The organism is Pseudomonas sp. G1002 (assembly GCF_013385455.1).
GTDB lineage: Bacteria > Pseudomonadota > Gammaproteobacteria > Pseudomonadales > Pseudomonadaceae > Aquipseudomonas.
On sequence record NZ_JACAPY010000053.1, the window covers coordinates 1 to 22,311 of the forward strand.

Below are 22,311 nucleotides of genomic sequence, written 5' to 3' on the forward strand. Positions count from 1 at the left end.
ATGTTCAATTTCCCCACCTCAGTAGGACTGTTTGCTGCATCCACCAATGCTTGAACGTCAGTGCTCGCACCATAGCGGCGGACCACGCCGACGAACTCTTCGACGTCGTGGCCCTGCAGCTTGATCTTCGGTGCGCCGTCTTGGGTAAATGCTGGTTGACCGTACTTGTCGGTCGAGTGAGCCAGGTGATACAGCTCGTGCTCGATCAGGGCGCAGAACTCAAGGTCGCTGCACTGCGCGCAGTAATCAGCAGCCAACGTGATGATGAAGGCAGGCACATCACCGAACCAATCACGCATCTGTTGTTCCATCCGGGCTTTCTGCCAACCACCGGCGCGGAACGCTACCTGTTCGGCCTGGCCCAAGACTGTGCGGCCCTGCTTCTCGAAGCTCGACGACGCCCACATGACCCGGATGTCTGCATCCAGTAGGTGGGCATGGTCTTCGTTGTGAATGCTGCCGGTGTCGGCGAGGATCTCAGCCTGGAGCCATTCCCACACCTCGGGCGCAGGAACAAGGCGGATGCCGAAGTCGCTCAGGTCGGAGAGCTCAAGCAGTGACGCCGGGGGCAGTGGTCTTTGCATCAGCCATCCCCTCGTTGATGATCACAGTGCGGATAGTGCCGCCGGTGTAGATGTCTCGCTTCATGGCAGCGCGCACTGCGTCTTCTGCACTTGCGCCCATATCCATTGCGGCCAGGGCGTACTGCGCCCCACTGCCCATGGCATCCGGGTTCGCCGGGTCGAGATCCTGTTTCCATATGCCGGTCGTGTCGTCGTGGCCGATCATCATCAGCTTGCCACCGTCAACGGCATAACCTGAGCACTCAACAGGAACTGGCGATGAGGTGCCGAAGTAGGCAGCGATCAAAGCCTTCTCGTCGCATACAGTCCCCGACAGGAAGAAGCTGACGCCATCTACCACCTGACACTTTGCCGCGCTGTCGGAAACGATGCGGTCGTTCCGGGTCTGGCGGCCGTCATAGGCGATCACGCCGTCTTTGTAGGCAATGGTCGTCATGCGGTCACCTGCTGCAGCCACTCTTCAATGATCCGCTTCACCACCAGCTCAGTCAGGATCGAGGAAGGCTTGTCGCCGGCGATCACAGATTGAACCAGTGCGTGCGGGATTACGTGGGCACCATCATTGGCTACCACCATCAGGTGCGGGCGCTGGTCGGCTATGTCGTGGATGCTAGCGGTCATGCCCTACTCCAATGCCGCGCCACGATTTCGGGCATTCGAAAACGTGGCGCGGATTACTTGCTATTGATTAGTCAGAATCCACTACCCTTGATCGACGACTTGCGGCAATCTGCGCGCCTCATCTCTAGTCGAGCTAACGTCATGCCAATTGATGCAGCATCCGCGATGGCGTTAGCGCGCAAGAACTTCCATTACCTGGCCGAAGCCAAAGATCAGGCGCACTTGGCAAAGCTCAGACTGGGCGCAGTCGGTTACAACCAATCCCTGATGACAGCTGGCTGGATCAGTCAGGAACAGGTGGATCAGCTGAACGCTGAGCTCGACGTTGCCTGCGGTTCCCGAAGTCGTGCGCTGCGCCCAGACCAGTAGATCGGAAAGCTATTTGCCCCGGCGCTCGACACCACCAGGTGCCTTGTCACAGTGCAGGCAGTGCTCGCAGTTCAACGTCCGGCACAGCCAGGCTTTTACCGGCTGCCAGTACGTGACCATGAAGATGTGGCGAGCACCGGCAAGGGCCAGGGACACGTGCAGCGTCAGGCCCGCACTGGTCGGGCCGAAGAAGATGTTCTGGCTGCGCGCCATAACGACGAAACCGCTGATGGCAATGGCCGAGTAGATCAGCTTCCCGAGGATGCCGTCCCTCACCTTACCGCTCAGTACGCACCAGGCGGCCCACAGCGCGATAAGGCCGCAGGCGATGGAGTTGATCAGTTCAAGATTCATGGTGGATTGCCTCCCCCGAACCGCTGGCGAATAAGCGCCCAGAGGTCAGCGGATTTGATGGCTCGATTGATGGCCGCCAGGAGCGAGCCGCCGAATGCACCCAACAGAAAGCCGATACCGGCGACGATCTTCGGCTCGGTCACTCCCAGATAGGTGCTGACCATGCTCGTCAGATAAATCGAGCAGGCCATGCCGGTGATCAGGAAGATCATCCAGGCACGCCAGTCGTTCAAGTCGTCCTTGTGCCACCAACTGGCGATCACGGCGCCAACTAGGCCCGCAATCAGCAATTCGAACCTGTCGATCTTGTCGAGCAGGCGCTGTAGATACTCCATGCGCTCGACTCCGTGGGGCATGTTTGAAATAGGTCAGCCCCGGCGGCACTCCCTACTAAGTGCGAAGGGTGTGGCGGGGCCGAAAACGAAAAAGGCCCCGCACGATGGCGAGGCCTTGAGATTGACCAGGTTTCCCTGAAACCAAACGAAAGAGGCCCCGTACTTGGCGGAGCCTCCTTTAGACCGGACTCATTGGTTGATTTCAACGCTGAAGACCGTTCGAAATGCAGTGTATGGGCACGATGAATAAATACTCTCTCATTTTCTCAATTAATGCAACGTTTCTTCGGATTCTGCATTGTGATTTATAGATGCAGAGTGAGCGGATCCAATGCGCTCTGTCCTTTCGAGAAGCGAAACGCCCGTATTTTGCCGTATTCCCTTCGCATGAATGGGTCGTACCTACTGACTCAATAAGTAAATGAAGTCGTAGGGTTAACGGTGATCTGATACCGTTTAGCCACATGGTCGTGATACACGAGGTTAGTCATGGACGCAAATACCCACTTCCCTGAGTACGAAGCAGAACGCTTAAAACGCGTTGAGGCCCTTTGCCCGCAAAATGAACAAGACGATGAAGTCTTCGAAAAAATGATTTCAATGACTTCAGAATACTTCAATGCTCCCATCGCCCTGATTTCTATTGTCGACAAGCACCGCCAGTGGTTCAGGGCACGGATCGGGATTGAGCAGCAAACTACACCTCGGGACGTTTCGTTCTGCGCACACTCTCTACGCGACAGGAAGGCGTTAGAGGTTTTGGATGCGCAGAATGATGAGCGCTTCAAAGATAACCCCATGGTCACCGGCGCGCCCTTCATTCGCTATTACGCTAGCGCGCCACTTCTCACAAGTGATGGTTTCTCTCTGGGTAGCCTATGCATAATAGATACTTCACCTCGACAACCGATGAGCAAGCGAGATGCAGCAATGCTCGTTTATTTCGCTCAACTCGTTGTCTTGCGGATTATGGGTTTACGTTCCCGTAATTTTATTGATCAGCCAACCGGACTTTTCAACCGACTCAGACTGGAAGAAGATATTCGACTAGCAAGCTCTAGCGGCATTCAGCACGATCTATTTGCTGTGGACGTAATATCTCCAAAATTTTTGAATGACGTAGTAAAAGCGCTCGGTTACAGCTTTTCTCAAAATTTAATGCTCAGCGTTAAGGGCAGACTTCAGTCTTTATTACCTAATAATTCTCTCTTGTACAAAATCAGTCCAACACGTTTTGGGTTTCTGTTAGAAGGTGGCCATCCGGTGGAAGGTCTCTGCCTTAAGATTCTTTCAAATTTTGACGAGCCGGTTGATTGTCAAGGAATCCCAATACTCATGCAGACAGGTATTGGGGTATTGAAAATCGCCGATGCAAAAGAGAGGGACTGGCTACGGTTAGTCGTAGGGGCAGCTGATGACGCAAGGGTTCGAAACTTGGGCTGGGCGATGTATCAACCTGAGTTGGACGCAGCTCAGCAGCGAGCGTTTACCCTATTGAGCTCCCTGTCTGATGCAGTTCGGTCTGAAGATCAGCTGAGCTTAGTTTTTCATCCGAAAGTCACATTACCTAGTCTAGCATGTGAAAATGTTGAAGCATTGATCCGGTGGAATCATCCTACGCTCGGGCCTATCAGTCCCGCAGAATTTATACCACTTGCAGAGAAAACTGCGTTGATGCATGCAATTACCTTCTGGGTACTTGACGCCGTAGTTGACCAAGCCAAGGAGTGGCTCGGCAAAGGTATTGAATTACGAGTTTCCATGAATGTCACTGTCAGTGATCTTGAGAACTCTAAGTTCTTAAATAAAATTACAGAATATATAAACAACGGCGCCCTTCTGTCGAAAAATTTAGAGCTTGAATTCACGGAAAGCATGCTCATGTCAGACCCGAAGACAGTTATTGAGCAGCTTGAGCGCGCCCGCGCGTTAGGCATTGAAGTTTCCGTGGACGACTTCGGCACTGGCTACAGCAACTGGACATATCTAAGGCAACTGCCTGTGAGTACGGTTAAATTAGACCAGTCACTAATCAGCAACCTCAACACCAACGAAAAAGATAAACGGCTAGTTAAGACACTCATCGAGCTTGCCAGAGGATTAGGCTATAGAGTCGTAGCAGAGGGCGTCGAAACCCAAAGCATTCTGGACCTGATCACGCTCTGGGGGTGTTCAGAGGCTCAGGGATACCTGATAACAAAACCCCTGAAAGCGGAACCTTTAGAAAAATGGCTGGCGCAAGGTGGTTTCAGCTCGGTATGTGATGGGACTAGAACGCCAGGCACCGAGTCCTTGTAGTCCATCAAAACCTGTCGGCGGGAAGCCTGTTATCACCTCCCGCCGATCTTAAAGCTGATGTCGCTCAGGCCATCTGTCCAGTTCATTGCCGCAGCAAATTATGACGCCATGAATTTCTCCATTAGCCCCTCGGCGTCAAGTATCTCTTGAGCGGCCATCAGCGCCTCATTCACCTGGCCATCCAAAGAATTTCGTATGGATGAACGCCAACGATATCGGGTCGACTCTGGCTTTCCGTCATTGTCCCAATTGGTGATGTCGTACCATGCCGCTGGCAGCACCGCGGCGGAGCGCTTGCCGTCGGCGCCTGCTATCTGAGGAATAGCCCAGGTCAGCACGGCGCATTCCCGAAAGCGCTTCGGTGCTGGAGTCTTTACCGAATTCAGCAGCTCCAGAATGGCTCCGTGCTTGCGCTCTTCGTGAGTGGAGTACTTCGCTACCAGTGCGCGCCAGTGTGCAGGGGTGAGCGCTTTGTGCAGTCGGCCGAATACCCAGCAGTCTTGGAGAAACGCCGCCTCCTTACCGACGATCTCCCCCTTCTGCTTGGCGCACTGCACCTTGGGTTCAAAGTCGCAGCCGCCGGCGGAACTGATGGTCTCCGCCGCAAGGGCTCGAACTACTGCTGAAACAACGTTGCGATAGGTCATGCGGCTTCCCCTTTCTTCAGCTCTCTGGTCATTGCGCGGTATGTAGCCTTGATAGCTTTGATCTCATCTACTGTGTACTTGCGGGCCGGGTGCAGGCCTTCCAGCCAGGCGACCATTTCGACGCCGATACGCTGCACCAGACGGATGCGGTATTCCACTGCGTTGCCGGACAGATTCCGATTGCACTTCACGCACTGTCGATGGATGTTCAGCGGCTCGAAGCGCAGCTCTGGGCAGGCACCGACGGATCGGTAATGCCCGGCGTCCCAGCGGCTACCGGTCATGAGGTCGTTGTCGTTCGGCGTCGAGTCGCAGCTGATGCACGGCAGGTGTGCGTCACGCAGGCGCACGTACTCGTTCACCGCGGCCTGGGCTTCGCGCAGGTGATCCGCCCGGGTCTTCAACTTCTCCTTGCGGACTTTGATCTCGCGGCGCCCTACTTCGGCCAATGCCTTGCCGGCGATCGCCCGTCCCTTCTCGGACTTGCCGTGAGCGATGGCGCACTCGATCTCCCCGCACACGACTTGCGCGTCACGGGTACGCACGAACATCACCCGGCACTCGGGGCAGCGCTTGCGGCGCGGGCCACCGGACGCGAGTGGAGTCTTTCGTTGCAGCGGTGTGCGCTTCATACAGCCTCCTTGGCTTTCTGCTGCCCGAATTCAAAATTGCCACGCAAAGGCATGAGGTATTTCTCAGCAATGCAGCAACGCGGGTGCTCGACAAGGGTCTTGCCGATGGTCAATGACACCAAGCCATCTGCCTCCACCACCCAGGCGTTTGCATCTCCACGGTTAAACCATGGACCGTGGGCGGAAAACGAGTCGCAGCCAGGCCCCAAGCACTCAACCAGCTGCACGCAGCGCCCTATCAGGGTTGGCACCAGCGGACAGGAAACGATCAACGCCAGGTCGCCCGGCTTGAAGTTATGACTCATGCGGCCTCCTTGAACGCTTCAAACTCGGCCATTTCGGTCAGGCGCTCTTCGGTAAGCGTCGGCCAGTCGTGCAGCACCAGGTACGCGCAGCACTGTCGCCAGAAGTCTTGGAATACCTCTTCGCCCATCGAGTCGTAGGAGAGGCTTCGGGGTGTCTTGCGGGTGAGCTGGCCCAGGCCCGGAATGTCGAACGCTTCCTCATCGCAGTACACGCCCGACTCCAGTTGCAGGGCCTTGATCGCGTCGTGGGACTGCTTGCCGGAGAACCGGTCGATGTTCTGGCTCAGCACCCGGCCCAGGCCGTGGACCAAACCATTGAACCGTGGGTTGCGTGGCTGCTTGAGCTCGGCGCGAATCTTCGTGTTGATCCGGAAATCCCGCTCGCGCAGGATCGACCGGTCGGCGTCGGAGGACGGCACGAACGCGGCCACCTCCTTGCCCGTGGCTGGATCGACCAGGCGGCGCAGCACCAGGTACACAGGCATTGGGCGTGGCTTGGCTGGCTTGGTCATGGCTTCACCCGAAAGAATTCAATTTCGAATGGACCGACATAAACCCGGATGGCAGGCTTGGAGGCGAGCTTCGTGAAATAGAAATGCCAGTTGCGTGGGCGGAACCCGAAGAGCAGCCATCCCCGCTTGAACCCGAAGCTGACCATGTAGCCGTTACCACGGTAGTCATCGCTAAACCTGCCGTAGTTGGTTTTCATGACTGCTCTCCCTTGCCCATGGCGGCGTCGGCGGTTGCTCGCGTTTTCGGGCATGGCAAGCCGCCGTGATCCGTGTACACGCCGAAAATCACGCAACCGGTGAAGCCAATTGCCGGCTCATGAAAAGGCTTGAACGGGTGACGAGCATCGCGCTCCTTGCGCAGCGTCTCGACTTCTTCGCGGCGGCGCTCGGCCAATACTGCAAACTCTTCCCCGTATTTCCGAAGCGCCTCGTTCTCGGCCTTGAGCTGGTCGCGCTCAGCAGCCAGCGCTTCGAAATCTTCCAGCGGTCCAAGAACGCCATCCCCGCCGCAGGTGCCGCACACGTCCATGTCAGGCTCTGGCGGCTCGTTGTTACCCTGGTAGGAACTGTGACCTGAATAGACTTCGCCCTGGCCACCGCAGTCGCGGCACACGCAAAGTCGAGCTTTGACACGCTCGTTCTCGCCGATCAAAGCCAAAACCGTCGCAGGGCTGGCGGCAAGCACCAGATCCGCATAGTCCTTGTTCTGCGCCATGAACTCGGGAAAGGACCGGTTCTGGTGGACATCGAAGACGATGCCGTTGTCGTTGCGGATGTACAGAGCACCGTGGCTGCGCATGAAGCGAAGCGGCTGGTGCTGCTGGCACACTTCGGCAATCGCTTTCAAATCGCGGAAATCGTTCATTCGGCGAACTCCTTGAGCAACTGGCGGGCCCCCATGACTGCACCCTTGTCACCGGATGTACGGCTTATGTCCTTGAGCCATTCCAGCATTCGCGTGTTCTGGGCTTTCAGGTCGATAACCATGCCGAGCAGCTCATCGCCGTCGGCGTCCATGTCGGACTTGAGTGCTTCGCCAATCGCGCCAAGGTCGCAAACTGCCGCCAGGAGCATGCGCTTGTGACTCTCAAGGTCCTTGATCAAGGCGAGGACTGCCTCAGCACTGGCCACGCATCGGAATGAGGCCTGAGCAGGCAGGGCCTCCCATCCGCACCCGGACGCGCAGAGCTGGATCGCTCTCGCCTCCTCGGTTTTTGCAGCCTCAGCCAGCCGCACAAGCTCGGTGTAGTCGGTCATGGCTTGCTCCCTGCACAGTCGTTGCAACCTGGGCGGCAAATCCACTCGGGCTGCGGATCCCCCTCAAAACGCTCCACTCGCTCAACCGAATCGCCGCGCTTGATGTAACCGGCTACGCACTTGGCGGTGTCCTTCTTGCTCATGGCGTCATCCCAGCAGGATGCGGAGACCTTTCCACATGCACGGCGAGCCAAGTACATGAAACCAAGCGAATTGCGCTCGGGCTGATTCACTTCTGCAAATTCGCTCATGTCCGCTGCTCCGCTGCTTCTGCGATCAATGCCATGCGCTCCAACTTGCGCGCCTGGAGCCAGGCCTCTGACGTGCGATCTTTCTCGCTGCCCTTGTCGACCCACTCCCACACCGGGCGGCCGTTGCTGACCATGTAGGCCCGATACATCTTGCTGTACTGCTGCTGGCGGATTTGCTGGACGCCACGGCCTTTCAGGAAGCGTTCGTCGCCAGCCTGCGGTTTTGGTTTGGTCTGGGCGGTGCTGTATCGAATGCTGGTTACGGTCATGTCCGTTTCTCCGCGCCGCACACCGGCTCGCGCTTGATATTCATTTTTGCCAGCAGCAGCTCGCGCGCGGACTTACCGTCGGCCGGGATACCCTGCTGAAGGATTCGCGCTTGGGTCTGCTGGTCGGCCAGCTCGTTGGCGAGTTCGAATTCGGTCTTCTGGCTATCGTGGCCGATGCCGGCGGCGATCCGGCCGTCGAGCGGCAACCTGGCCTGGGCACGGCGAAGGATGATTTCGTAGTTGCGGTCGAACCTGGCGCGAAGCCCCTTGTCTTCCTGCTTGGCGCCGCGAAGGTCAAACAGACCGGTAGCCTCGGCGGCCAGCTTCACAGCTTCGTGGCTGTACGTGGTCATCAGCGCTTCGATCCAGGCGTCACCAACGGCAGGCATGCCGAAGTCTTCAGGCCCTGGTGCGCACATTGCGATGAACTCACCAACGCTCGGCGCGAATGGCTTCTTGAGCTTGCGGCACTTCTGGATGCCGAACTCGATCTGCTCCAGGGTGCGGATGCCCGCCTCGGCGAACTCCTTGATCCACTCGGCCTTTGCAGCGTCCAGTGCTTCGGTGGACGGCCACGCCTGGCGCCATGCAGGGAAGATCCCACGCAGCCGGCGGAACAAGTCGTTAACCACCTCGACCGTCTGCGGCGTGATGTCGATCGGCTGGACATGGCTTTCAGCGGGCAGGTTGCCCATGGTCGCCATCAGTTGGTTGACTGGCTTCATGGGAGAGCCACAAGGCCGTCAGCCCACGCCTTGCTGTTGAAGTCTGGTTCGCCAGACTGAGGGCGCGGCGTGAACCGGTGGACGTTGCTTCCGGCCGGCGACGGATCTGGCACTTCGTCTTCCCAGCGCTTGCCGTTGATCCATGTCGATGGGTGCGGGATGAACCGGCCGTCGTCCTTGAGCCAGTCTGTCGTTAGGCATTGCGCCCCCAGGGCCTTAACCAATGAATCGAAAAGCTCTGTGGTCAGCTTGAGCTTATCCCACGCCTTCCGTGCAGCCTCCTTGCCCACCTTGCGTGGATACAGGGCCCAGAACTGCGCGAACAACTCAGCGTGATCGACCTCATCATCGCCATAAGTCTTTTGTTCTTTATCTTCTCTTCTCTTCTCTTCTCTGGTCCGCAATTTGTCCGCATCACTAGCGGACACGTTGCGGACATTCTTTGCCTTTCTGTCGTTGCGCTTGCGCTCGTTATCGTTGGCGCGGCGCTTGGCGCTGGCCCCGTTATGCTCCTCAAAGCGCGGCATTACGAGGCTTCCATCGTCCTGGATACCCGCCCATTCCACGTCAATCATGGCCTGGGTAAAGCCTGGCCAGCCCACTACCGCATCCATCGCGTCGACGGTGTAGCCCACCAGCACGCCATCATCACAGTGGGTGTCGAAGATGCTCCAAGCGATGTGCAGTCCACCGATGATCCGCAATCTGTCCGCTTTCAATGCGGACACCATGCGGAATACTTTCGGATGCGTCTGAAGGTCGATTCGCATTTTGATCCAGTCCCCGGCCATTACGCGGCCCTCAGTGCTTTGTCGTGGGTGAACAGGCCGTCCCAGGTCTTCTTCATGGGAAGCTCGCCAGCCAGGTAAAGGTCGTACAGGCGTGCAGCGCCCTTCTTCAGCAGGACAGGCGTGTAGGAGATAAAGGGATCTTTGCCGTGCGGGGTGACTTCGTGCTGGTGCTCGGTCATGTACTTGTCGCGGGCGTAGGAGCCAACACGGTGACGTAGGCCGGACTTGCTCTCGTTGTAGAGCCAGCTGCGAGCTTCCAGGTACTTGCCCACCTGCATGACGTTGACCCCATTAAGGCCCTTGCAGAACTGGGTGTGGGTCATGCCTTCCTTGAACAGGTTCTCCAGGGAATGGATCTTGGTCGCCTGCTGGTGGTTTTCAACTCGAAGCACCTGCGTCTGTTCGATCTGATCGGCATATAGGCGCAAGGCTTCTGCGTAGGACGGGAGCGCGACGGCCTTCTTGTTTTCCGCCTCCAGTTCGTTGAGGCGGCGAATCACTTTGAGGCGCAAAGGAATGCTGTAGCCCGTCAGAAGAAGCTCTGTCAGCTCACGATCAAGATGGAGGTTTGAGGTGTAGCCACGCGAATCCAGATCTTCCCGGACATGGCTCACATCTGAGCCATCCTTTTTCAGCTCGTCGAGCATCTCTCTGATGTCGCGAATAACGTTTTTGTGCAGCTTCCTGGTCAGTCCGGCAATTTCGGAACTGGTCATTGAAATTACACGCGCCACGTTTTCAGATTGAGAAAAACGTGGCGCGAGATTGTTGGGGGTATTGCCTTGAGTTATCTGTTGCATTAGAGTTGCCTCAAGTGATGTAGCAATGAACCGGGCCGTGAACCCGGTTTTTTTGTGCCTGAGATTCAGGCGTTATAGGTGTCCGGCGCATCCGTGGTAATTTCGAATTTCCACAAACGAAGGCCAGGAGGCCGGACATGTCATTAATCGATACTCAAAACTTCAACATCACCTGCGGCGAGTGCGCCCACCAATTCCCTCATTCGGTCGGTTATCTGAAGCTCAATGACCGAATGACCATCTGCCCCGAATGCGGGAATCGCCACCAACTCGACAAGGCCGGGTTTGAGGCTGCCGTCGCTGAGGGTGAAAAGCAGATCGATGACCTTCAAGCGAAGGTGCGGCGCATCGGAGAGAATCTGTTCAAGGGTGGCAAATAGCCCCTCAAGCTCGGAAAGACCGGGCTGAGCGTTCAGTTGAAGTTTCAGTTCGGCTTTCATCAGGCGCGCGCCTTGTGCAGCTCAATCACTGCATTGACTTCTTCGTGTCGAGCTGCCAAGTGTTTGGCATGCAGGGCGAGAATATCTTTGGCTTCTGCGGCATCAATTTCACCATCCTCCAATGCCAGGGCGATCAACTGGTCTACCCTCCCCCGCCTTACCGCTGTACGCAGAGAGCGGTGGTGCATGTCCACGTTATCCAGCGACTCGGAATCAGGAAGGCGGACGAAGATCCCGCCATACATGGCGCAGATGTAATCGGGGAGGAAGGTGGTTTTGGCCTGGGTTTCGAGTACGCAGACTTCGTCATCACTCAGCTTCTTGACCCCTGCCGACTCGTAAATCCGATTCTTGAAACGCTTGAAGTCCTCCTCGCCAAGAAATGCCGCGGCGCAAGGAAGGCCGCCCGATACGGCGTTGGCGGCAGCAATCACTGCTGCTCTGCGGGTTTCTAGCACTTGCGACTTCATCGTCTAGTTTTTCCTTGGGTCGGTTGCGGTCAGAATTGCTTCAATGGAACGGCGGACAGGGATGTCAGGCAGCGGACTGCTGCGAAGCCTCAACAGAGGCCGGAGCGATCTGCCCCCACGGAAACGATGGGCAAAGGTCGGTGCGGTTTACGACGCCACCGGTCAACGCCTCGATTTGAACTGCGCGCTTTGCTGGTACTGGGCGCTCGCCGGAGCACCACTGATTAACTGTGGGTGCAGTGACCTGCAGCAGGCGCGCCATTTCCACCTGACTACCCAGCAAGCGAGATGCTTCTTTGGCCGCTTCTGCTGATTTCATGAGTTCTCTCCTGGAGATTTGTGTCGAATATAAGGCATTACCTTATCGCGGGCAAGTCATTGCCTAACCGTCAGCGCAATAGGCTTAATTAGGCAATGCTTACCGGACCAGAATTAGGCGCCGCCATTGAGGCCGCGCGGATCGCCAAGGGCGTATCGAAAAAGAACCTCGCAGACGACTTCTCCGTGAAGCCTCCGTCGATACAGGGCTGGGTGAAAAACGGCAGGATCGACAAGTCAAAGCTGATGGACGTGATCGCCTATTTCTCTGACGTCGTGGGGCCGGAGCACTGGGGGCTACGCCCAGGCTTTTCCTACGAAAACCTGGAAGTCTCCAACGAAGAATCTTCCATTCAAGACAGTAATGACGGACGCTCGCTGGCTTCGTCTGCGGCAGACATGGTTCGTCAGATGTTGGCGTCGAAAGGTAAGAGCCTTTCAGAAGATGCTCGCGCCAGGTTGCTGGCTGCTGCTGAGCAAAGCGACTCAGGAAACGTTATCCATGTCGACTTCTCTCGCCCCGGCCAGGTTGGCGATGAGGTTTGGATCGCGCACTACGACGTGCGCGCAGCGATGGGTGGCGGGCAGATCCCGCACGAATACCCGGAAATGCTCCAGGACATACGGGTTAGCCCCAAGCACCTGCGTGACCTGGGCGTCACCTTCAAAGAACACTTCCATCTCAAGATGATCACTGGCTGGGGCCAGTCGATGGCTCCAACCATCAAGGATCGCGACCCGCTACTGGTCGACATTACGATCCGGGAGTTCACCGGGGACGGGATCTACCTCTTCTCCCACGACGAGATGCTGTATGTGAAGCGCCTGCAAAAGAAAGGCAAGGATCGCTTCAAGATGATTTCGGACAACAAGCACCACGACCCCGAGGACATTCGTGTCGACGACACCCACATCCTGGCTCGAGTGCTTTACGTGTGGAACGGACAACCGGTATAGCGCCATGCCCCTCACCAATTCGAACAAACAGCTGCGCAACGAGCTCAATTACCTTGGGCTGGGCCTCGAGCAAACCGCGGGCGGCATAATCAACATCACTAAGGACTGCCAAGATATCGATGTTGCAGCCGTCCTAAAGCTGGTAGCGAAGCTATACGATGATGCGGATCGGCTCGCCGCCCTCGCAGACGAGGTTGGTGCTGGACTGATAACGCGAACCGAATCTGAGTAGGATCGAAGAAACAGCAAGGAGACTGCATGCCCCTCACCATGCCAAACCAGCAACTGCACCGCGACCTTAAAGAGGCTGCCGCCCTGCTCAAGTGGTCAGGCGTCGACCTGAAGCAGGCTGCTGTAAAGCTTTCTGATGCCGGCCAGGAAGATGACGCTCGCGAACTGACAGCGATCGCTATGAGGTTCCAGGAGGTCGAGGATCTGATGGATGGGTATGCGGATGAGGTGAAGGTAGGCCGAATAAGCCGGGCAGCGGAACAGCCAAAATGACTGCATGGCGAGAGCAGACCTTCTGGAGCAAGGTTGGAGTCATTGCTTGCCTGGCTTTCCTTATGATGCTCCCCGGCTATTCCGACGTCGCTGGACTGGGCGGAGGCTCATCCGGCCGCAAGAGGGTTTTCAGCCCCGGTTTCGTTGTACTCTGTGTTTTCGTGGCTGTGTTCGAGTTGATAGCGCTGAACCATTTCTATGGTGGGCGCGAATAATCTAAGCATGAGACGAATTGGCGCCAAGCTCCCCAACTACTCTATGGAAGTCACAGCTCAACAGGGATTTTATGCAAGAAGAACCAGTTCAAATTCGTGTTGGGCGATTGCTACCAGGCGGACAGCTTGTAGGTGAAGGCGCAAACCAACCTTGGCGCGGAATTGCTGCAACTGTCGCAGGCGAGGTGGCAGTCATCGCGAAAAAAATCTCAAACAGAGAAATGGCCGTTGAGGTTATTTGTGCTGCGTTGGGTCGCTCCGCAGGTCTCCCTGTTCCGGAGCCCCTACTCCTACTTGACTCCGCCAATGAGTGGCACTTTGGCAGCGCTGACACTGGGCATCCTAATCTCTCCCAGTTTGTCAGCTCGCAAGACAATGTGATCTTAGATGAGCTTGAGCGATGGCCTGAGTTGCTCGCGGCGGCATGCTTTGATGAGTTGATCGCCAACCCCGATCGGCATGATGGGAATATCCTGTTCAATGGACAGGGATTTCTGTTGATCGACCATGGTCTTTGCATGCCATTTGGCATGAAGCCGTCCGACGCCACAGATGACTACTACTTAAATCGTTTCCTCGACCTGGCAATAAGCGGTTGCAGGGACGATTTATCTACCGAGCGTGCAGCGCGGCGAGCATCCGAGTGGGCCGAACACAAGCCTAAACTAGCTGTCGAAGAGACAGAGAGTTCTATTTCTGAGCACTTTGAGTCCAAAACTCAAAATCAGCTGATATCTTTCTTGAAAGAGCGAATCACCAGCTTGGGCGATATGCTCCACCACAAAATAAAGCCAACTGCACAGGGGAGGCTAAAATTATGATCAATTTTGAGGCCCTCCTCAAAGCGGTTCCGGCAGCGCCTTCCTTCCAAGGTAGCTGGGCGTCCGTATACTTGGAGCCCATGATGGCGTCCGGTGAGCGACTAACTGTGGCCGTCGCGGCCATAGGAAAAAATGGTGAGTGCAGGGTTTCCCCAGCAATTCGACCTCATGTAATTGACGCGATGTTTGGAGCTCAGGCGGCAGGGATGGCAAAGATGATCGGCCTCATCTGCTCAAGCCTGCAGCATCATCTTCAATACAGATCAAGCTTTGACGGCTGGATATCTCCGATGTCCGGTGTCAGCCTCGGAAGAGTGAGAGAGACCTCCTCAGCCGACCTGGTTGGCCTGTTGCGGCAAGCCGTCTCCATGACAGCAAGCTTAGCTGCCTTAGATTTTTCAGACGCTGAAGGCGAGATCGAGGAGCTTGACGGTGTTGATGTCGGATCGGGCTCAAATCGAGATCCGTGGCCGAAGCTATTTGAGTCGGCGGTTGTGCAGCGAGATGCCCGCCTTTCCGGTTACTTCAATAGAACATTTGAGGTTTCGGAAAAAGCTCGCCCCGCAAAGATCTTTTACCTAAGTGAGCGGGCAGCAATCAACACCGGAAAGCTCATACCTGGCGCCGCACTTTCAGGAATGTTTGAACGAAACAAGGCTCGACTTCTCGATTTGCTCGTGGTTAGAGATCGCGATGACAAGCTCTTTCCGAGAGCTCACTTTGAACTTGTGGTTTTCAGGCCTGCTTTTGACGACCCAACGTACAGTGAACGCCAGATTGACTCCTTGCGACGGTCGATAGAGGCGCTAGAGGAGGCAGGCGACAAGCATGAACTCCGTGTTCAGGCGGTTCAGTCACCGGAAGAGGCGGCAGACCGTCTTTTGCAGTCAGAAGCAGCTTAGTGGCGCTTTGCTAAAAAAGAGCCCGGCCCAGCGCCGGGCTTCTTGTTTCTGCCCTTTCACACTTGGGTTCCTTTGGTCATTTTAATTCTCAGCACCCGCTTAAGCCCGCCCTCCGTAGCCGAATCCATTACGGCATATCTTGCTACAACCATTCGCCCGCAGGCACCGCCCATAGAGAACTACAAACTTCTACTCCAGTCCTAATGCTAGGCGTGCTTTAAACCGTGAGCGCCTGCTGACAACCCATAGAGGTTCAAAAAATGAAAATGACACTACCCGCCCTAGCTTTGGGTGTCCTCATTTCGCAAGGAGCGATGGCAGCCGGAGATGGCACAGCCGCTCTTGGAGGCGGCGTTGGTGGTGCACTTGGCAATATCGTAGGCCAACAGTTTGGCGGATCAACCGGCACGGCAGTAGGCGCAGGCGTAGGTGGTGCTGCCGGCAGTGCTGTCGGCGCTCAAAGAGGCAATAGAGCGGAAGCTGCGTTAGGTGGCGGTATCGGATCGGCTGGTGGCTCGCTCATTGGTAACCGTCTGGGCGGCACGACTGGCTCAACTATCGGTGCGGGTATCGGTGGCGCCGCGGGTGGCGCGCTAGGAAATAACCTAGCGGATGATGAAAGCAGTCATCGATCAGATGGTAAGAAGCACAAAAGCAACAACAAGCATAAACACAAGAACAAGCATCGTTAGTTCCTGACGCTGCTACATCGAAGCCCGGCCAAGCGCCGGGCTTCTCGTATCTGCTCTCCCAATCCGCAGATGGAGGCTGTGCATCACGGATGCTAAAGTGTGAACTCAATTGTGAGAGCGCCCCAATGAAAGAGATCACTGACCGACTCAAGGAGGAACGAATTCGTCTCGGTTTGACGAAGGCAGAGCTAGGAGTCGCTGGCGGCGTCAAGGTCAATGCCCAAAACGTCTACGAGCGCGGGATCAGAACGCCGAGCGCGGTCTATTTGGCCGCAGTCGCCAAAATTGGAGTTGACGTGCTCTATGTATTGACCGGTCAGCGGCGTACGGACTAGCAGGAACTTCGCTGTGTAGAAAAAACCAAGGGGTTGTCACAACAGAAAGGGTGGATCTATGGACCTAACAGAGAACATCCAACTAATTTATTCCCTTCTGGATCAGCTATCCGCTGACGTCGAAACCAGCTCTGCGGATTTGCTCGGTGATCAGGAGCAAATCTTGTTCGGGCTGCGTGAAATGCTTCGGCTCAATTTGGTAACGGGACAGCATCATTACAGTGGGTACTCAGACACCACCGGGCCGCTGCTGTCCTCCGTTTTATCGATTCGCTTGACCAGGCGCGGAGTTGCGCTGAAGGAGCAATAGGCCACTATTTACAGCTTGTCCTGAGCGCCTACCCTTAAAGACTCACGCAATTTGAGTTGGGAGGACAACCATGGACACCTTAAGCAGGCTGGAAATCGAGACGGTCCTGGCCAGCCGCCTGCCGAATTGTCTAATCTCGTGCTCGATTAGCGCTGACAACACGCTGTCAATCGACGTGACAGGTCCGGAATCTGATCAGTTTACGATAGTGAACATCGACCGGCGCAACTACCACGGAGAATACGGCATTAGTAGGCTAGCCCGAGAAATTCTTGAAGAGATGGTGTTCTCGAGGCAGTCCTCTCGCCGCCATGATTCAAGGCGAACAGGATAAATCGCCCAGGCAATTCCCCCCCTTTCTTATCCCCCGCTGCGGCAGATCAGTAACGCGCCCTGCTCCCTATGCGCCACCGTGATATAGGTACGGTTACATCGATCTCCCTACGAAAATCGCGAGGATCTGCCCCCTACTTCTACCTCCTTTTGCCGCTGCCGCTTGCCACGATTCATGAACAGCTATCAATGCTCTCTGCGCGCGAAAGAAAAGCCGTGCTAGATCTAATGAGCTGCCTCACAAAAAATCGATAGTGCGCGACGAGCACCTCCAAACTCTAGCCCCCCCCAATTGGGCCGGCTCCCCGCTCGCTAGAATCTCAATTCTTGGAAGGTGCCATTTTCGTTGTGCACTTTCACCGAGGCGGCTTTCCCTACAATAAGTGTTGCGGTCATCCTCACCAGCCCTTCCTTCGTGGATGCCTCTGCGAGTGGCTTGGCTGAGCCAGTCCTGAACAAACCCCAACCAACTTTCGTTTTCATTATCCTGTACGAGTTCATACGCAGATCCATCAAATCGAATACCTAAGCGTAGTCGATACGTGAAGCCCGGCTCATCGCACGCAAACAAACCCGGCGATCGCGGGCTCTTTCTTGCCAGTCAGAAAGGCGCCGCCTCTTCTTCCTGCTCAAACTCGACCTCTCCCCTCCCCGCTACCTCGACTTCCTGCTGCTCCCACCTCACCGTCACGCTGCCGTCGTCGTTGAGCGTCAGCTCAAGCTCGTCCGTCTGGGCGATCACGCTCAATACCTCTTCCCACTCCCGATCCCCGTCTGTGTCCAGGCGATGAATTGTCACCCAGCGCTGCGCCTGCGCCACGGGGTGGTTGATCATCGATGACACACGCAGCCCAAGGCGAGCCATACCGCTCATTTCCTGCCGTTCCGCCGGTGCCGCCTGCTTCTTCCCCATGAAATCTCCTCCCAGTTTAATGCTGTATATCCATACAGCTTAGGCAAAGCTTATATCAGCGCTGCCGAGAATGTCATCTCCGAAATCGGAATAACGACCGGGAACATTTTCTGAAAATAATTAGGCATTACCTATTTACAGACGATTAGGCATTAGCTTACTGTTCACTCCATCGAGTCACCCAACAGGGACTCGCCAGGGCCTCAGGGCCTGACCCGCTCTTTAGTCGCACCGCTTCACCCTTGCCGGATCACCACCGGCCCAGATTCAAAGGCAGCGATGAACCGGCCTAAACGGTTCAGAGGGTTGGCAACTGACCCGGGCGTGCAGCGTAAAGCGCCAAGAACAGTTATCCAGCGGGAGAACAAGCCGAAAGGCCCGCGGCTGGAAGAACATTTGATTCAAGCCGGTGACCGACGCCAGCAGCGGGTCACGGCCAGCTCCAAAAGATTTGAATTAGCGATCCCGATAGCCTCGGCTGGGAACGCCGGACCTCATGCACCCTGCCCCACTCAGCCAGGGCATTCAGAGCTGTAGCGTGCATGTTGTAAGGACCTGTGATCCACGGCGAACAGATGCTGTTTGACGCTGGGAGTAGGAAGCTCGAAGCCCACACCGAAGACGACCGGCCAGCCCTGCAATCAGCAGCGGGCAACGGGCCACACCGCTGACGCAACAAACCCAGGCCGTCGCCAGTAGCGGGCCTGGGCCCCCTTCCCCACCTCTATTACGTCAGCACTCCTCCCCGCGCCCATCGGCAACCAGCGGAAGGCATGAGTGTTGACGAATACAGATGAACCAACGAATGGAGAAAGTCATGGCCAAGAAAGTTGGCGTAAAAACCAGGAGCGCCCAAATCGGCGTTCGAATCAGCCCCCGCGTTAAGTACATGCTTGATGTAGTGGGTCGCATCCAGCGCAGAACCATGAGTGGAGTTATCGAATCGGCTCTTTTGGCTTATGCCAAGTGCGACGAAGAACGCTTAGCCGACCAGACATGGTCAACGGATGAAAGCGAACGATTGCTCAACCTTTACCTAGTAGCGCCTCACCTCATGTCATTCGACGAAGAGATTGAGGCCAAGCGGCTAATCGCAGCCAAAGCAACCGCCTAACCCCAAGCAATGGAGGCCGCCAATCGTCAATGCGCTCTGGGTCGAGATCGACGCCCGCAAGCGCCGGTAACGGTGCGACGGCACCCGGCGCCGGTTGCGGTCAGCTTAGGCTGACTGTGCGATGAGATCCTTCCACCGATGGCAGACGCCAACCCTCAGGTGCGGAACACCTAGCATCAGGTATGCGTTCTCACTTCTTGGGGAGGTAGTACGAGCACATATCTGGAAGCTTAGATACGACGACAGAGTTGCTCATATTGAACGCCAACGATTGGATTTTTGCTTTGGAAGCTGGATCAGCTTTGACTCGGCGAACTTCCGCTCTAAGCGAATCGGTCGTCTCCGGGTCGCTATTTAAAGCGTTCTCAACGCTGCTATTCGAATCTGGATTGGCCTTGACGCAAAGGCTTTCAATGGCCAGCAAATTGACGGCGTTTTCGGTGTCGTCCTCTGCTGCGCTTGCCAAGGTACTTGCGACCGAAGAAACGCTCAATAGCAGAAACGCTGCAGAAATTCGCTTTAAAAACATCATTGATCTCCCTGAAAAACTGAAATTCATCATAGCGCTATTGATTGGCGATTTTCCAGTTTGCCCCCCGCATAGCCCCCCCCTACCAACAACCTTACCGGTCAGGTGCCCGACAGGCCTATTTACGCCGGGATTCAAAGACGGCCACTTCAAATACGTTGCATACACCGACTAACGCCACCCTGGAGGCGATCATGAACGCAGCATTGAATATTTGCCAGGAGCGTTACGACGCTCAGTTGCCTCCAGAGGTCAGCGAGGCGAATCCGGAACAGGAGTGGCTGGAACACTCGGCGGAACAGCTGGTGTGCGGCGTCGATATCAAGTGGAAGCGCCGCCACGGCCAGCCGCAGGTGGTAACGTTCGACCGGTTCTGCACGGTGCTGCAAGGCCACCTGAATCAGCGCCAGATTGACGGCCTGGACCAGCGTGATTCGTTTGCCCGGCTGCTGCTGTCGGCGATGCTCGGCAGCCAGAGCGATGCCCGGTCTCACGCCGCAGACCTGCTGGGCCAGCAAAGGCCCATTGAAGCGGTCGAGAAGATCGCCGTAGCGCTACTGAGGCCGTATGCCGAAGACGCGGTAGCAGCAGAGCGGGAAGAGCGCGAAGACGACGTGGATGCCGACCTATGAGTCCGCACATCCTGATCGACGAAGCGCTGGAGGCGCTTGAACATCCAAGCAGCGAGCTGGGCGCCCAAACCGTCGTGGCGCGGATGATCACGAACATGCTCACCGACGACGCAATCACCGTCGAAGAATTCAACCATTACTGCCAGCGGCTGCTGAAGATCAACACGCAGCGCAAGGAGGACGCATGACCACCGCACCGGTTAAATCACTGATCGACGAGCAGCTCGACGACGTTGAGTCCAAGCTGATCATGCTGGGCTTCGGCCTCCCCTTCAATGAAGTAATCGGCCAGCCGCGTGAGCGTGCTGTGGCCACCTTGCCGAAGCGCCTTGCAGCAACCATGAAGGGCGGGCGGATCGCGGTGAGGGTTCGGCCGTGACCACCCACCAGCGCACCCGGCGCCTACTCATCTGGCGCGGCTCCTTCTCTGCCCTCTCCGTCTGCACCTTTCTGATGTTGCTCAGCGCCCTCGCTGATCGAATTACTCAATAACCAATGCCTCACAGCGCCCCGCAAGGATGGCGCGGGAGATAGTCATGCTCGCAGCAATTGCAGATCGCATCCGTTCCAAATCCTACGAACTGCCCCTGTCCCGCGATTACGTCCGCCACTGGGGCCTGAAAGAAGCCATAAGGGAGCTGGTACAGAACGCCCTGGACAGCGAGTCGCCGTTTGAATACGCCTTCGCTGATGGCCAGCTGCTCATCACCAGCCGCTTTGCAAGGCTGGAGGCCAGCACCTTGGTGCTGGGCAGCACGTCCAAATCTGACCGCACCGATGCCATCGGCAGCTTCGGCGAGGGCTATAAAATCGCCCTGCTGGTGCTGACCCGGAATGGCTACGACGTGAAGGTGCTGAACGGCAACAAACAATGGGTACCAGAGTTCCGGCACAGCGACCAGTTCGACGCCGAGGTGTTGTGCATCAACGAGACCCCGGCGCACCGGCAGAATCAGGGTGTTGAATTCGTCGTCTCCGGCCTCACCGATGATGACGAAGCGGAAATCCGCAGCATGTGCCTGCGCATGCAGCCACCAATGAACGACGTGATCGGCACCAAGTACGGCCACATCCTGCCCTCCCGGCCCGGAAAGCTTTACGTCGGCACGCTGTTTGTTTGCGACACCGACCTGACCTACGGCTACGACATCCTCCCCGAACACCTACAGCTTGAGCGTGACCGCCAGACGGTCAGCGGTTGGGATTTGAAACAGGTATCCAAAAACGCCTGGATCGACACCGGGCGTCTGGATGAGGTGGCGGAGAAGATCGAGGCAGGAATTCCCGACGTTGAATACGTCGAGTACGGCAGCACCGAACTGGTGAGAGAGGCCTGCTACAGGTTGTTCCAGCAGAAACACCCGGGCGCTATTGCAGTTCAATCCCAGGAAGAGCTGAACACCCTGGTCAAGCAGGGAATGACCAACACCGTAGTGGTGAGCCGGACATTCCACTCGCAAGTCGCCAACTCGACCTCATACAAACAGCAGGTCGCCCACGTCGTGGCCATCCAGACACCCAAAGCTGCCCTGGAAGAATGGTACCGCGACAACAAAAAATACATGAGCAGGCTGCCCGCGGCTTCCTTTAAGGAACTGGTCAAGCGTGCTGACGGCTGGAGGAATAAGTAATGTCCGAGAACACGAGAATTTGGGACCAGGTCAACACAACCGACCCTGACGCTACTAAAAAATACACTGGCGCAGGTGGCTTTAAGGGCACTGCGATCAGGCCAACCTACCTCATGCGCAAGGCAACAGAAATTTTCGGACCATGCGGTGAGGGTTGGGGCTGGAATGTCCTTGAGGATCGATTTGACGAAGGTGCACCGCTTCAGGCGCCCACTAAAGAGTGGCCAGAGGCTCCAATGATCTGCGCGAAGCTGCACACCGTAAAAATCGAACTTTGGTACCTGGGCAACGCCGGGCAAAAATGCACGGTTCAGCACTACGGCCATACGCCATTTATCTACCTGCAGCAGGGAAAGATTCTTACTGACTGGGACGCAGCGAAAAAATCACTGACGGACGCCATCGGTAAATGCCTGCAGCCGTTGGGGTTCGCCGCCGACATCTA

At 56.4% G+C, this 22,311-nt stretch carries 37 protein-coding genes and 1 pseudogene; 17 read left to right on the forward strand and 21 right to left on the reverse strand.

Going from position 1 to position 22,311, the window contains the following annotated elements:
* The 3 genes from HX801_RS29675 to HX801_RS29685 all read right to left on the reverse strand — a co-directional run.
* On the reverse strand, window positions 1-584 hold a 584-nt coding region (locus tag HX801_RS29675), incomplete at its 3' end, for a putative metallopeptidase (protein ID WP_177023263.1).
* Complete coding sequence (locus HX801_RS29680; RefSeq protein ID WP_177023264.1) at window positions 550-1,020, reverse strand: proteasome subunit beta; 471 nt, start codon at window positions 1,018-1,020, stop codon at window positions 550-552. The genes HX801_RS29675 and HX801_RS29680, both read right to left, overlap by 35 nt.
* On the reverse strand, window positions 1,017-1,205 hold the full coding sequence (locus tag HX801_RS29685) for a hypothetical protein (RefSeq protein ID WP_177023265.1): 189 nt from the start codon (window positions 1,203-1,205) through the stop codon (window positions 1,017-1,019). The genes HX801_RS29680 and HX801_RS29685 overlap by 4 nt, the downstream gene beginning before the upstream one ends.
* 141 nt (window positions 1,206-1,346) lie before the next feature.
* Here HX801_RS29685 and HX801_RS29690 point away from each other — a divergent pair, with 141 nt between their 5' ends.
* Window positions 1,347-1,574 (forward strand): hypothetical protein, encoded by a 228-nt coding sequence (locus HX801_RS29690; RefSeq protein WP_152973763.1) that lies wholly within the window; start codon window positions 1,347-1,349, stop codon window positions 1,572-1,574.
* 9 nt (window positions 1,575-1,583) lie between these two features.
* Here HX801_RS29690 and HX801_RS29695 read toward each other — a convergent pair whose 3' ends face one another.
* Window positions 1,584-1,928, reverse strand: coding sequence for a hypothetical protein (locus HX801_RS29695; protein WP_177023266.1), 345 nt, complete (start codon window positions 1,926-1,928; stop codon window positions 1,584-1,586).
* The gene (locus tag HX801_RS29700; RefSeq protein ID WP_003218335.1) at window positions 1,925-2,263 is read right to left on the reverse strand and encodes a hypothetical protein; all 339 of its coding nucleotides are present in this window, start codon (window positions 2,261-2,263) and stop codon (window positions 1,925-1,927) included. Before HX801_RS29700 ends, HX801_RS29695 begins: the two co-directional genes overlap by 4 nt.
* Window positions 2,264-2,752: 489 nt before the next feature.
* Here HX801_RS29700 and HX801_RS29705 point away from each other — a divergent pair, with 489 nt between their 5' ends.
* A complete protein-coding gene (locus HX801_RS29705) occupies window positions 2,753-4,561 on the forward strand; it encodes a GGDEF and EAL domain-containing protein (protein WP_177023267.1) in 1,809 nt (602 codons plus the stop codon).
* A gap of 98 nt (window positions 4,562-4,659) precedes the next feature.
* Here the strand turns inward: HX801_RS29705 and HX801_RS29710 are convergent, their stop codons facing one another.
* The 15 genes from HX801_RS29710 to HX801_RS29780 all read right to left on the reverse strand — a co-directional run bounded on the left by HX801_RS29710 (window position 4,660) and on the right by HX801_RS29780 (window position 11,979).
* Window positions 4,660-5,208, reverse strand: coding sequence for a hypothetical protein (locus HX801_RS29710; RefSeq protein WP_059398246.1), 549 nt, complete (start codon window positions 5,206-5,208; stop codon window positions 4,660-4,662).
* Window positions 5,205-5,840, reverse strand: a complete 636-nt coding sequence (locus HX801_RS29715; protein WP_177023268.1) for a recombination protein NinG — start codon at window positions 5,838-5,840, stop codon at window positions 5,205-5,207. The genes HX801_RS29710 and HX801_RS29715 overlap by 4 nt, the downstream gene beginning before the upstream one ends.
* Entirely contained in the window at window positions 5,837-6,145 is a 309-nt protein-coding gene (locus HX801_RS29720; protein ID WP_177023269.1) for a hypothetical protein, read from the reverse strand. The genes HX801_RS29715 and HX801_RS29720 overlap by 4 nt, the downstream gene beginning before the upstream one ends.
* Window positions 6,142-6,657, reverse strand: a complete 516-nt coding sequence (locus tag HX801_RS29725; RefSeq protein WP_106111231.1) for a hypothetical protein — start codon at window positions 6,655-6,657, stop codon at window positions 6,142-6,144. Before HX801_RS29725 ends, HX801_RS29720 begins: the two co-directional genes overlap by 4 nt.
* The gene (locus tag HX801_RS29730; protein ID WP_177023270.1) at window positions 6,654-6,854 is read right to left on the reverse strand and encodes a hypothetical protein; all 201 of its coding nucleotides are present in this window, start codon (window positions 6,852-6,854) and stop codon (window positions 6,654-6,656) included. Before HX801_RS29730 ends, HX801_RS29725 begins: the two co-directional genes overlap by 4 nt.
* Window positions 6,851-7,522, reverse strand: coding sequence for a hypothetical protein (locus tag HX801_RS29735; RefSeq protein WP_177023271.1), 672 nt, complete (start codon window positions 7,520-7,522; stop codon window positions 6,851-6,853). The genes HX801_RS29730 and HX801_RS29735 overlap by 4 nt, the downstream gene beginning before the upstream one ends.
* Window positions 7,519-7,914 carry a hypothetical protein gene (locus HX801_RS29740; RefSeq protein WP_177023272.1) on the reverse strand — a complete coding sequence of 132 codons (396 nt, stop codon included), beginning with the start codon at window positions 7,912-7,914 and terminating at the stop codon, window positions 7,519-7,521. Before HX801_RS29740 ends, HX801_RS29735 begins: the two co-directional genes overlap by 4 nt.
* Entirely contained in the window at window positions 7,911-8,165 is a 255-nt protein-coding gene (locus HX801_RS29745) for a hypothetical protein (protein ID WP_177023273.1), read from the reverse strand. The genes HX801_RS29740 and HX801_RS29745 overlap by 4 nt, the downstream gene beginning before the upstream one ends.
* On the reverse strand, window positions 8,162-8,434 hold the full coding sequence (locus HX801_RS29750) for a hypothetical protein (RefSeq protein WP_177023274.1): 273 nt from the start codon (window positions 8,432-8,434) through the stop codon (window positions 8,162-8,164). Before HX801_RS29750 ends, HX801_RS29745 begins: the two co-directional genes overlap by 4 nt.
* Window positions 8,431-9,159 (reverse strand): replication protein P, encoded by a 729-nt coding sequence (locus HX801_RS29755; protein WP_177023275.1) that lies wholly within the window; start codon window positions 9,157-9,159, stop codon window positions 8,431-8,433. Before HX801_RS29755 ends, HX801_RS29750 begins: the two co-directional genes overlap by 4 nt.
* Window positions 9,156-9,950, reverse strand: coding sequence for a Pyocin large subunit-like protein (locus tag HX801_RS29760; protein ID WP_177023276.1), 795 nt, complete (start codon window positions 9,948-9,950; stop codon window positions 9,156-9,158). The genes HX801_RS29755 and HX801_RS29760 overlap by 4 nt, the downstream gene beginning before the upstream one ends.
* Window positions 9,950-10,750: a Rha family transcriptional regulator gene (locus HX801_RS29765; protein ID WP_177023277.1), complete on the reverse strand. Its 801-nt coding sequence runs from the start codon at window positions 10,748-10,750 to the stop codon at window positions 9,950-9,952. The genes HX801_RS29760 and HX801_RS29765 overlap by 1 nt, the downstream gene beginning before the upstream one ends.
* Window positions 10,751-10,893: 143 nt before the next feature.
* Window positions 10,894-11,190: a hypothetical protein gene (locus HX801_RS29770; RefSeq protein ID WP_177023278.1), complete on the reverse strand. Its 297-nt coding sequence runs from the start codon at window positions 11,188-11,190 to the stop codon at window positions 10,894-10,896.
* Window positions 11,190-11,660 (reverse strand): YmfL family putative regulatory protein, encoded by a 471-nt coding sequence (locus HX801_RS29775; RefSeq protein ID WP_177023279.1) that lies wholly within the window; start codon window positions 11,658-11,660, stop codon window positions 11,190-11,192. Before HX801_RS29775 ends, HX801_RS29770 begins: the two co-directional genes overlap by 1 nt.
* A gap of 64 nt (window positions 11,661-11,724) precedes the next feature.
* Entirely contained in the window at window positions 11,725-11,979 is a 255-nt protein-coding gene (locus HX801_RS29780) for a Cro/CI family transcriptional regulator (protein WP_064451097.1), read from the reverse strand.
* A 95-nt stretch (window positions 11,980-12,074) separates the two neighbouring features.
* Between HX801_RS29780 and HX801_RS29785 the strand changes: the two genes are divergently transcribed.
* The 8 genes from HX801_RS29785 to HX801_RS29815 all read left to right on the forward strand — a co-directional run bounded on the left by HX801_RS29785 (window position 12,075) and on the right by HX801_RS29815 (window position 16,404).
* Window positions 12,075-12,935: a S24 family peptidase gene (locus HX801_RS29785; protein ID WP_177023280.1), complete on the forward strand. Its 861-nt coding sequence runs from the start codon at window positions 12,075-12,077 to the stop codon at window positions 12,933-12,935.
* Window positions 12,936-12,939: 4 nt separating this feature from the next.
* Window positions 12,940-13,167: a hypothetical protein gene (locus HX801_RS29790; protein ID WP_177023281.1), complete on the forward strand. Its 228-nt coding sequence runs from the start codon at window positions 12,940-12,942 to the stop codon at window positions 13,165-13,167.
* A 26-nt stretch (window positions 13,168-13,193) separates the two neighbouring features.
* A complete protein-coding gene (locus HX801_RS29795; RefSeq protein WP_177023282.1) occupies window positions 13,194-13,439 on the forward strand; it encodes a hypothetical protein in 246 nt (81 codons plus the stop codon).
* Window positions 13,436-13,654, forward strand: a complete 219-nt coding sequence (locus HX801_RS32135; RefSeq protein WP_256344312.1) for a hypothetical protein — start codon at window positions 13,436-13,438, stop codon at window positions 13,652-13,654. The genes HX801_RS29795 and HX801_RS32135 overlap by 4 nt, the downstream gene beginning before the upstream one ends.
* Window positions 13,655-13,725: 71 nt before the next feature.
* Window positions 13,726-14,475, forward strand: a complete 750-nt coding sequence (locus tag HX801_RS29800) for a hypothetical protein (RefSeq protein WP_177023283.1) — start codon at window positions 13,726-13,728, stop codon at window positions 14,473-14,475.
* A gap of 206 nt (window positions 14,476-14,681) precedes the next feature.
* Complete coding sequence (locus HX801_RS29805) at window positions 14,682-15,377, forward strand: hypothetical protein (protein WP_177023284.1); 696 nt, start codon at window positions 14,682-14,684, stop codon at window positions 15,375-15,377.
* Between the two features lie 260 nt (window positions 15,378-15,637).
* The gene (locus tag HX801_RS29810) at window positions 15,638-16,069 is read left to right on the forward strand and encodes a hypothetical protein (RefSeq protein WP_177023285.1); all 432 of its coding nucleotides are present in this window, start codon (window positions 15,638-15,640) and stop codon (window positions 16,067-16,069) included.
* Window positions 16,070-16,194: 125 nt separating this feature from the next.
* Entirely contained in the window at window positions 16,195-16,404 is a 210-nt protein-coding gene (locus HX801_RS29815) for a helix-turn-helix transcriptional regulator (RefSeq protein WP_177023286.1), read from the forward strand.
* A gap of 1,244 nt (window positions 16,405-17,648) precedes the next feature.
* Here HX801_RS29815 and HX801_RS29820 read toward each other — a convergent pair.
* Window positions 17,649-17,960: a DUF1654 domain-containing protein gene (locus tag HX801_RS29820; protein WP_177023287.1), complete on the reverse strand. Its 312-nt coding sequence runs from the start codon at window positions 17,958-17,960 to the stop codon at window positions 17,649-17,651.
* Between the two features lie 817 nt (window positions 17,961-18,777).
* Between HX801_RS29820 and HX801_RS29825 the strand changes: the two genes are divergently transcribed.
* The 7 genes and pseudogenes from HX801_RS29825 to HX801_RS29855 all read left to right on the forward strand — a co-directional run.
* The gene (locus HX801_RS29825; RefSeq protein ID WP_177023288.1) at window positions 18,778-19,074 is read left to right on the forward strand and encodes a hypothetical protein; all 297 of its coding nucleotides are present in this window, start codon (window positions 18,778-18,780) and stop codon (window positions 19,072-19,074) included.
* Window positions 19,075-19,331: 257 nt separating this feature from the next.
* The gene (locus HX801_RS29830) at window positions 19,332-19,778 is read left to right on the forward strand and encodes a hypothetical protein (RefSeq protein ID WP_177023289.1); all 447 of its coding nucleotides are present in this window, start codon (window positions 19,332-19,334) and stop codon (window positions 19,776-19,778) included.
* Window positions 19,779-19,797: 19 nt separating this feature from the next.
* A complete protein-coding gene (locus HX801_RS29835; protein ID WP_177023290.1) occupies window positions 19,798-20,235 on the forward strand; it encodes a hypothetical protein in 438 nt (145 codons plus the stop codon).
* Window positions 20,232-20,423 (forward strand): hypothetical protein, encoded by a 192-nt coding sequence (locus HX801_RS29840; RefSeq protein ID WP_177023291.1) that lies wholly within the window; start codon window positions 20,232-20,234, stop codon window positions 20,421-20,423. Before HX801_RS29835 ends, HX801_RS29840 begins: the two co-directional genes overlap by 4 nt.
* On the forward strand, window positions 20,420-20,614 hold the full coding sequence (locus tag HX801_RS29845) for a hypothetical protein (protein ID WP_124378401.1): 195 nt from the start codon (window positions 20,420-20,422) through the stop codon (window positions 20,612-20,614). Before HX801_RS29840 ends, HX801_RS29845 begins: the two co-directional genes overlap by 4 nt.
* A gap of 157 nt (window positions 20,615-20,771) precedes the next feature.
* A complete protein-coding gene (locus tag HX801_RS29850) occupies window positions 20,772-21,866 on the forward strand; it encodes a hypothetical protein (RefSeq protein WP_177023292.1) in 1,095 nt (364 codons plus the stop codon).
* Window positions 21,866-22,311: pseudogene (locus tag HX801_RS29855) on the forward strand (hypothetical protein); the annotation flags it as partial. The gene HX801_RS29850 and the pseudogene HX801_RS29855, both read left to right, overlap by 1 nt.

What these genes read in the sequence shown, in the direction of transcription:
- HX801_RS29810 (WP_177023285.1), top strand. Translation starts at nt 15,638, where the DNA reads ATGAAAATGACACTACCCGCCCTAGCTTTGGGTGTCCTCATTTCGCAA.
- HX801_RS29845 (WP_124378401.1), top strand. Translation starts at nt 20,420, where the DNA reads ATGACCACCGCACCGGTTAAATCACTGATCGACGAGCAGCTCGACGAC.
- HX801_RS29685 (WP_177023265.1), bottom strand. Translation starts at nt 1,205, where the DNA reads ATGACCGCTAGCATCCACGACATAGCCGACCAGCGCCCGCACCTGATG.
- HX801_RS29800 (WP_177023283.1), top strand. Translation starts at nt 13,726, where the DNA reads ATGCAAGAAGAACCAGTTCAAATTCGTGTTGGGCGATTGCTACCAGGC.
- HX801_RS29820 (WP_177023287.1), bottom strand. Translation starts at nt 17,960, where the DNA reads ATGGGGAAGAAGCAGGCGGCACCGGCGGAACGGCAGGAAATGAGCGGT.
- HX801_RS29705 (WP_177023267.1), top strand. Translation starts at nt 2,753, where the DNA reads ATGGACGCAAATACCCACTTCCCTGAGTACGAAGCAGAACGCTTAAAA.
- HX801_RS29680 (WP_177023264.1), bottom strand. Translation starts at nt 1,020, where the DNA reads ATGACGACCATTGCCTACAAAGACGGCGTGATCGCCTATGACGGCCGC.
- HX801_RS29750 (WP_177023274.1), bottom strand. Translation starts at nt 8,434, where the DNA reads ATGACCGTAACCAGCATTCGATACAGCACCGCCCAGACCAAACCAAAA.
- HX801_RS29840 (WP_177023291.1), top strand. Translation starts at nt 20,232, where the DNA reads ATGAGTCCGCACATCCTGATCGACGAAGCGCTGGAGGCGCTTGAACAT.
- HX801_RS29690 (WP_152973763.1), top strand. Translation starts at nt 1,347, where the DNA reads ATGCCAATTGATGCAGCATCCGCGATGGCGTTAGCGCGCAAGAACTTC.
- HX801_RS29775 (WP_177023279.1), bottom strand. Translation starts at nt 11,660, where the DNA reads ATGAAGTCGCAAGTGCTAGAAACCCGCAGAGCAGCAGTGATTGCTGCC.
- HX801_RS29780 (WP_064451097.1), bottom strand. Translation starts at nt 11,979, where the DNA reads ATGAAATCAGCAGAAGCGGCCAAAGAAGCATCTCGCTTGCTGGGTAGT.
- HX801_RS29740 (WP_177023272.1), bottom strand. Translation starts at nt 7,914, where the DNA reads ATGACCGACTACACCGAGCTTGTGCGGCTGGCTGAGGCTGCAAAAACC.
- HX801_RS29805 (WP_177023284.1), top strand. Translation starts at nt 14,682, where the DNA reads ATGGCAAAGATGATCGGCCTCATCTGCTCAAGCCTGCAGCATCATCTT.
- HX801_RS29720 (WP_177023269.1), bottom strand. Translation starts at nt 6,145, where the DNA reads ATGAGTCATAACTTCAAGCCGGGCGACCTGGCGTTGATCGTTTCCTGT.
- HX801_RS29825 (WP_177023288.1), top strand. Translation starts at nt 18,778, where the DNA reads ATGGCCAAGAAAGTTGGCGTAAAAACCAGGAGCGCCCAAATCGGCGTT.
- HX801_RS29835 (WP_177023290.1), top strand. Translation starts at nt 19,798, where the DNA reads ATGAACGCAGCATTGAATATTTGCCAGGAGCGTTACGACGCTCAGTTG.
- HX801_RS32135 (WP_256344312.1), top strand. Translation starts at nt 13,436, where the DNA reads ATGACTGCATGGCGAGAGCAGACCTTCTGGAGCAAGGTTGGAGTCATT.
- HX801_RS29765 (WP_177023277.1), bottom strand. Translation starts at nt 10,750, where the DNA reads ATGCAACAGATAACTCAAGGCAATACCCCCAACAATCTCGCGCCACGT.
- HX801_RS29790 (WP_177023281.1), top strand. Translation starts at nt 12,940, where the DNA reads ATGCCCCTCACCAATTCGAACAAACAGCTGCGCAACGAGCTCAATTAC.
- HX801_RS29725 (WP_106111231.1), bottom strand. Translation starts at nt 6,657, where the DNA reads ATGACCAAGCCAGCCAAGCCACGCCCAATGCCTGTGTACCTGGTGCTG.
- HX801_RS29770 (WP_177023278.1), bottom strand. Translation starts at nt 11,190, where the DNA reads ATGAAAGCCGAACTGAAACTTCAACTGAACGCTCAGCCCGGTCTTTCC.
- HX801_RS29815 (WP_177023286.1), top strand. Translation starts at nt 16,195, where the DNA reads ATGAAAGAGATCACTGACCGACTCAAGGAGGAACGAATTCGTCTCGGT.
- HX801_RS29715 (WP_177023268.1), bottom strand. Translation starts at nt 5,840, where the DNA reads ATGAAGCGCACACCGCTGCAACGAAAGACTCCACTCGCGTCCGGTGGC.
- HX801_RS29760 (WP_177023276.1), bottom strand. Translation starts at nt 9,950, where the DNA reads ATGGCCGGGGACTGGATCAAAATGCGAATCGACCTTCAGACGCATCCG.
- HX801_RS29735 (WP_177023271.1), bottom strand. Translation starts at nt 7,522, where the DNA reads ATGAACGATTTCCGCGATTTGAAAGCGATTGCCGAAGTGTGCCAGCAG.
- HX801_RS29755 (WP_177023275.1), bottom strand. Translation starts at nt 9,159, where the DNA reads ATGAAGCCAGTCAACCAACTGATGGCGACCATGGGCAACCTGCCCGCT.
- HX801_RS29795 (WP_177023282.1), top strand. Translation starts at nt 13,194, where the DNA reads ATGCCCCTCACCATGCCAAACCAGCAACTGCACCGCGACCTTAAAGAG.
- HX801_RS29710 (WP_059398246.1), bottom strand. Translation starts at nt 5,208, where the DNA reads ATGACCTATCGCAACGTTGTTTCAGCAGTAGTTCGAGCCCTTGCGGCG.
- HX801_RS29700 (WP_003218335.1), bottom strand. Translation starts at nt 2,263, where the DNA reads ATGGAGTATCTACAGCGCCTGCTCGACAAGATCGACAGGTTCGAATTG.
- HX801_RS29745 (WP_177023273.1), bottom strand. Translation starts at nt 8,165, where the DNA reads ATGAGCGAATTTGCAGAAGTGAATCAGCCCGAGCGCAATTCGCTTGGT.
- HX801_RS29785 (WP_177023280.1), top strand. Translation starts at nt 12,075, where the DNA reads ATGCTTACCGGACCAGAATTAGGCGCCGCCATTGAGGCCGCGCGGATC.
- HX801_RS29850 (WP_177023292.1), top strand. Translation starts at nt 20,772, where the DNA reads ATGCTCGCAGCAATTGCAGATCGCATCCGTTCCAAATCCTACGAACTG.
- HX801_RS29730 (WP_177023270.1), bottom strand. Translation starts at nt 6,854, where the DNA reads ATGAAAACCAACTACGGCAGGTTTAGCGATGACTACCGTGGTAACGGC.
- HX801_RS29695 (WP_177023266.1), bottom strand. Translation starts at nt 1,928, where the DNA reads ATGAATCTTGAACTGATCAACTCCATCGCCTGCGGCCTTATCGCGCTG.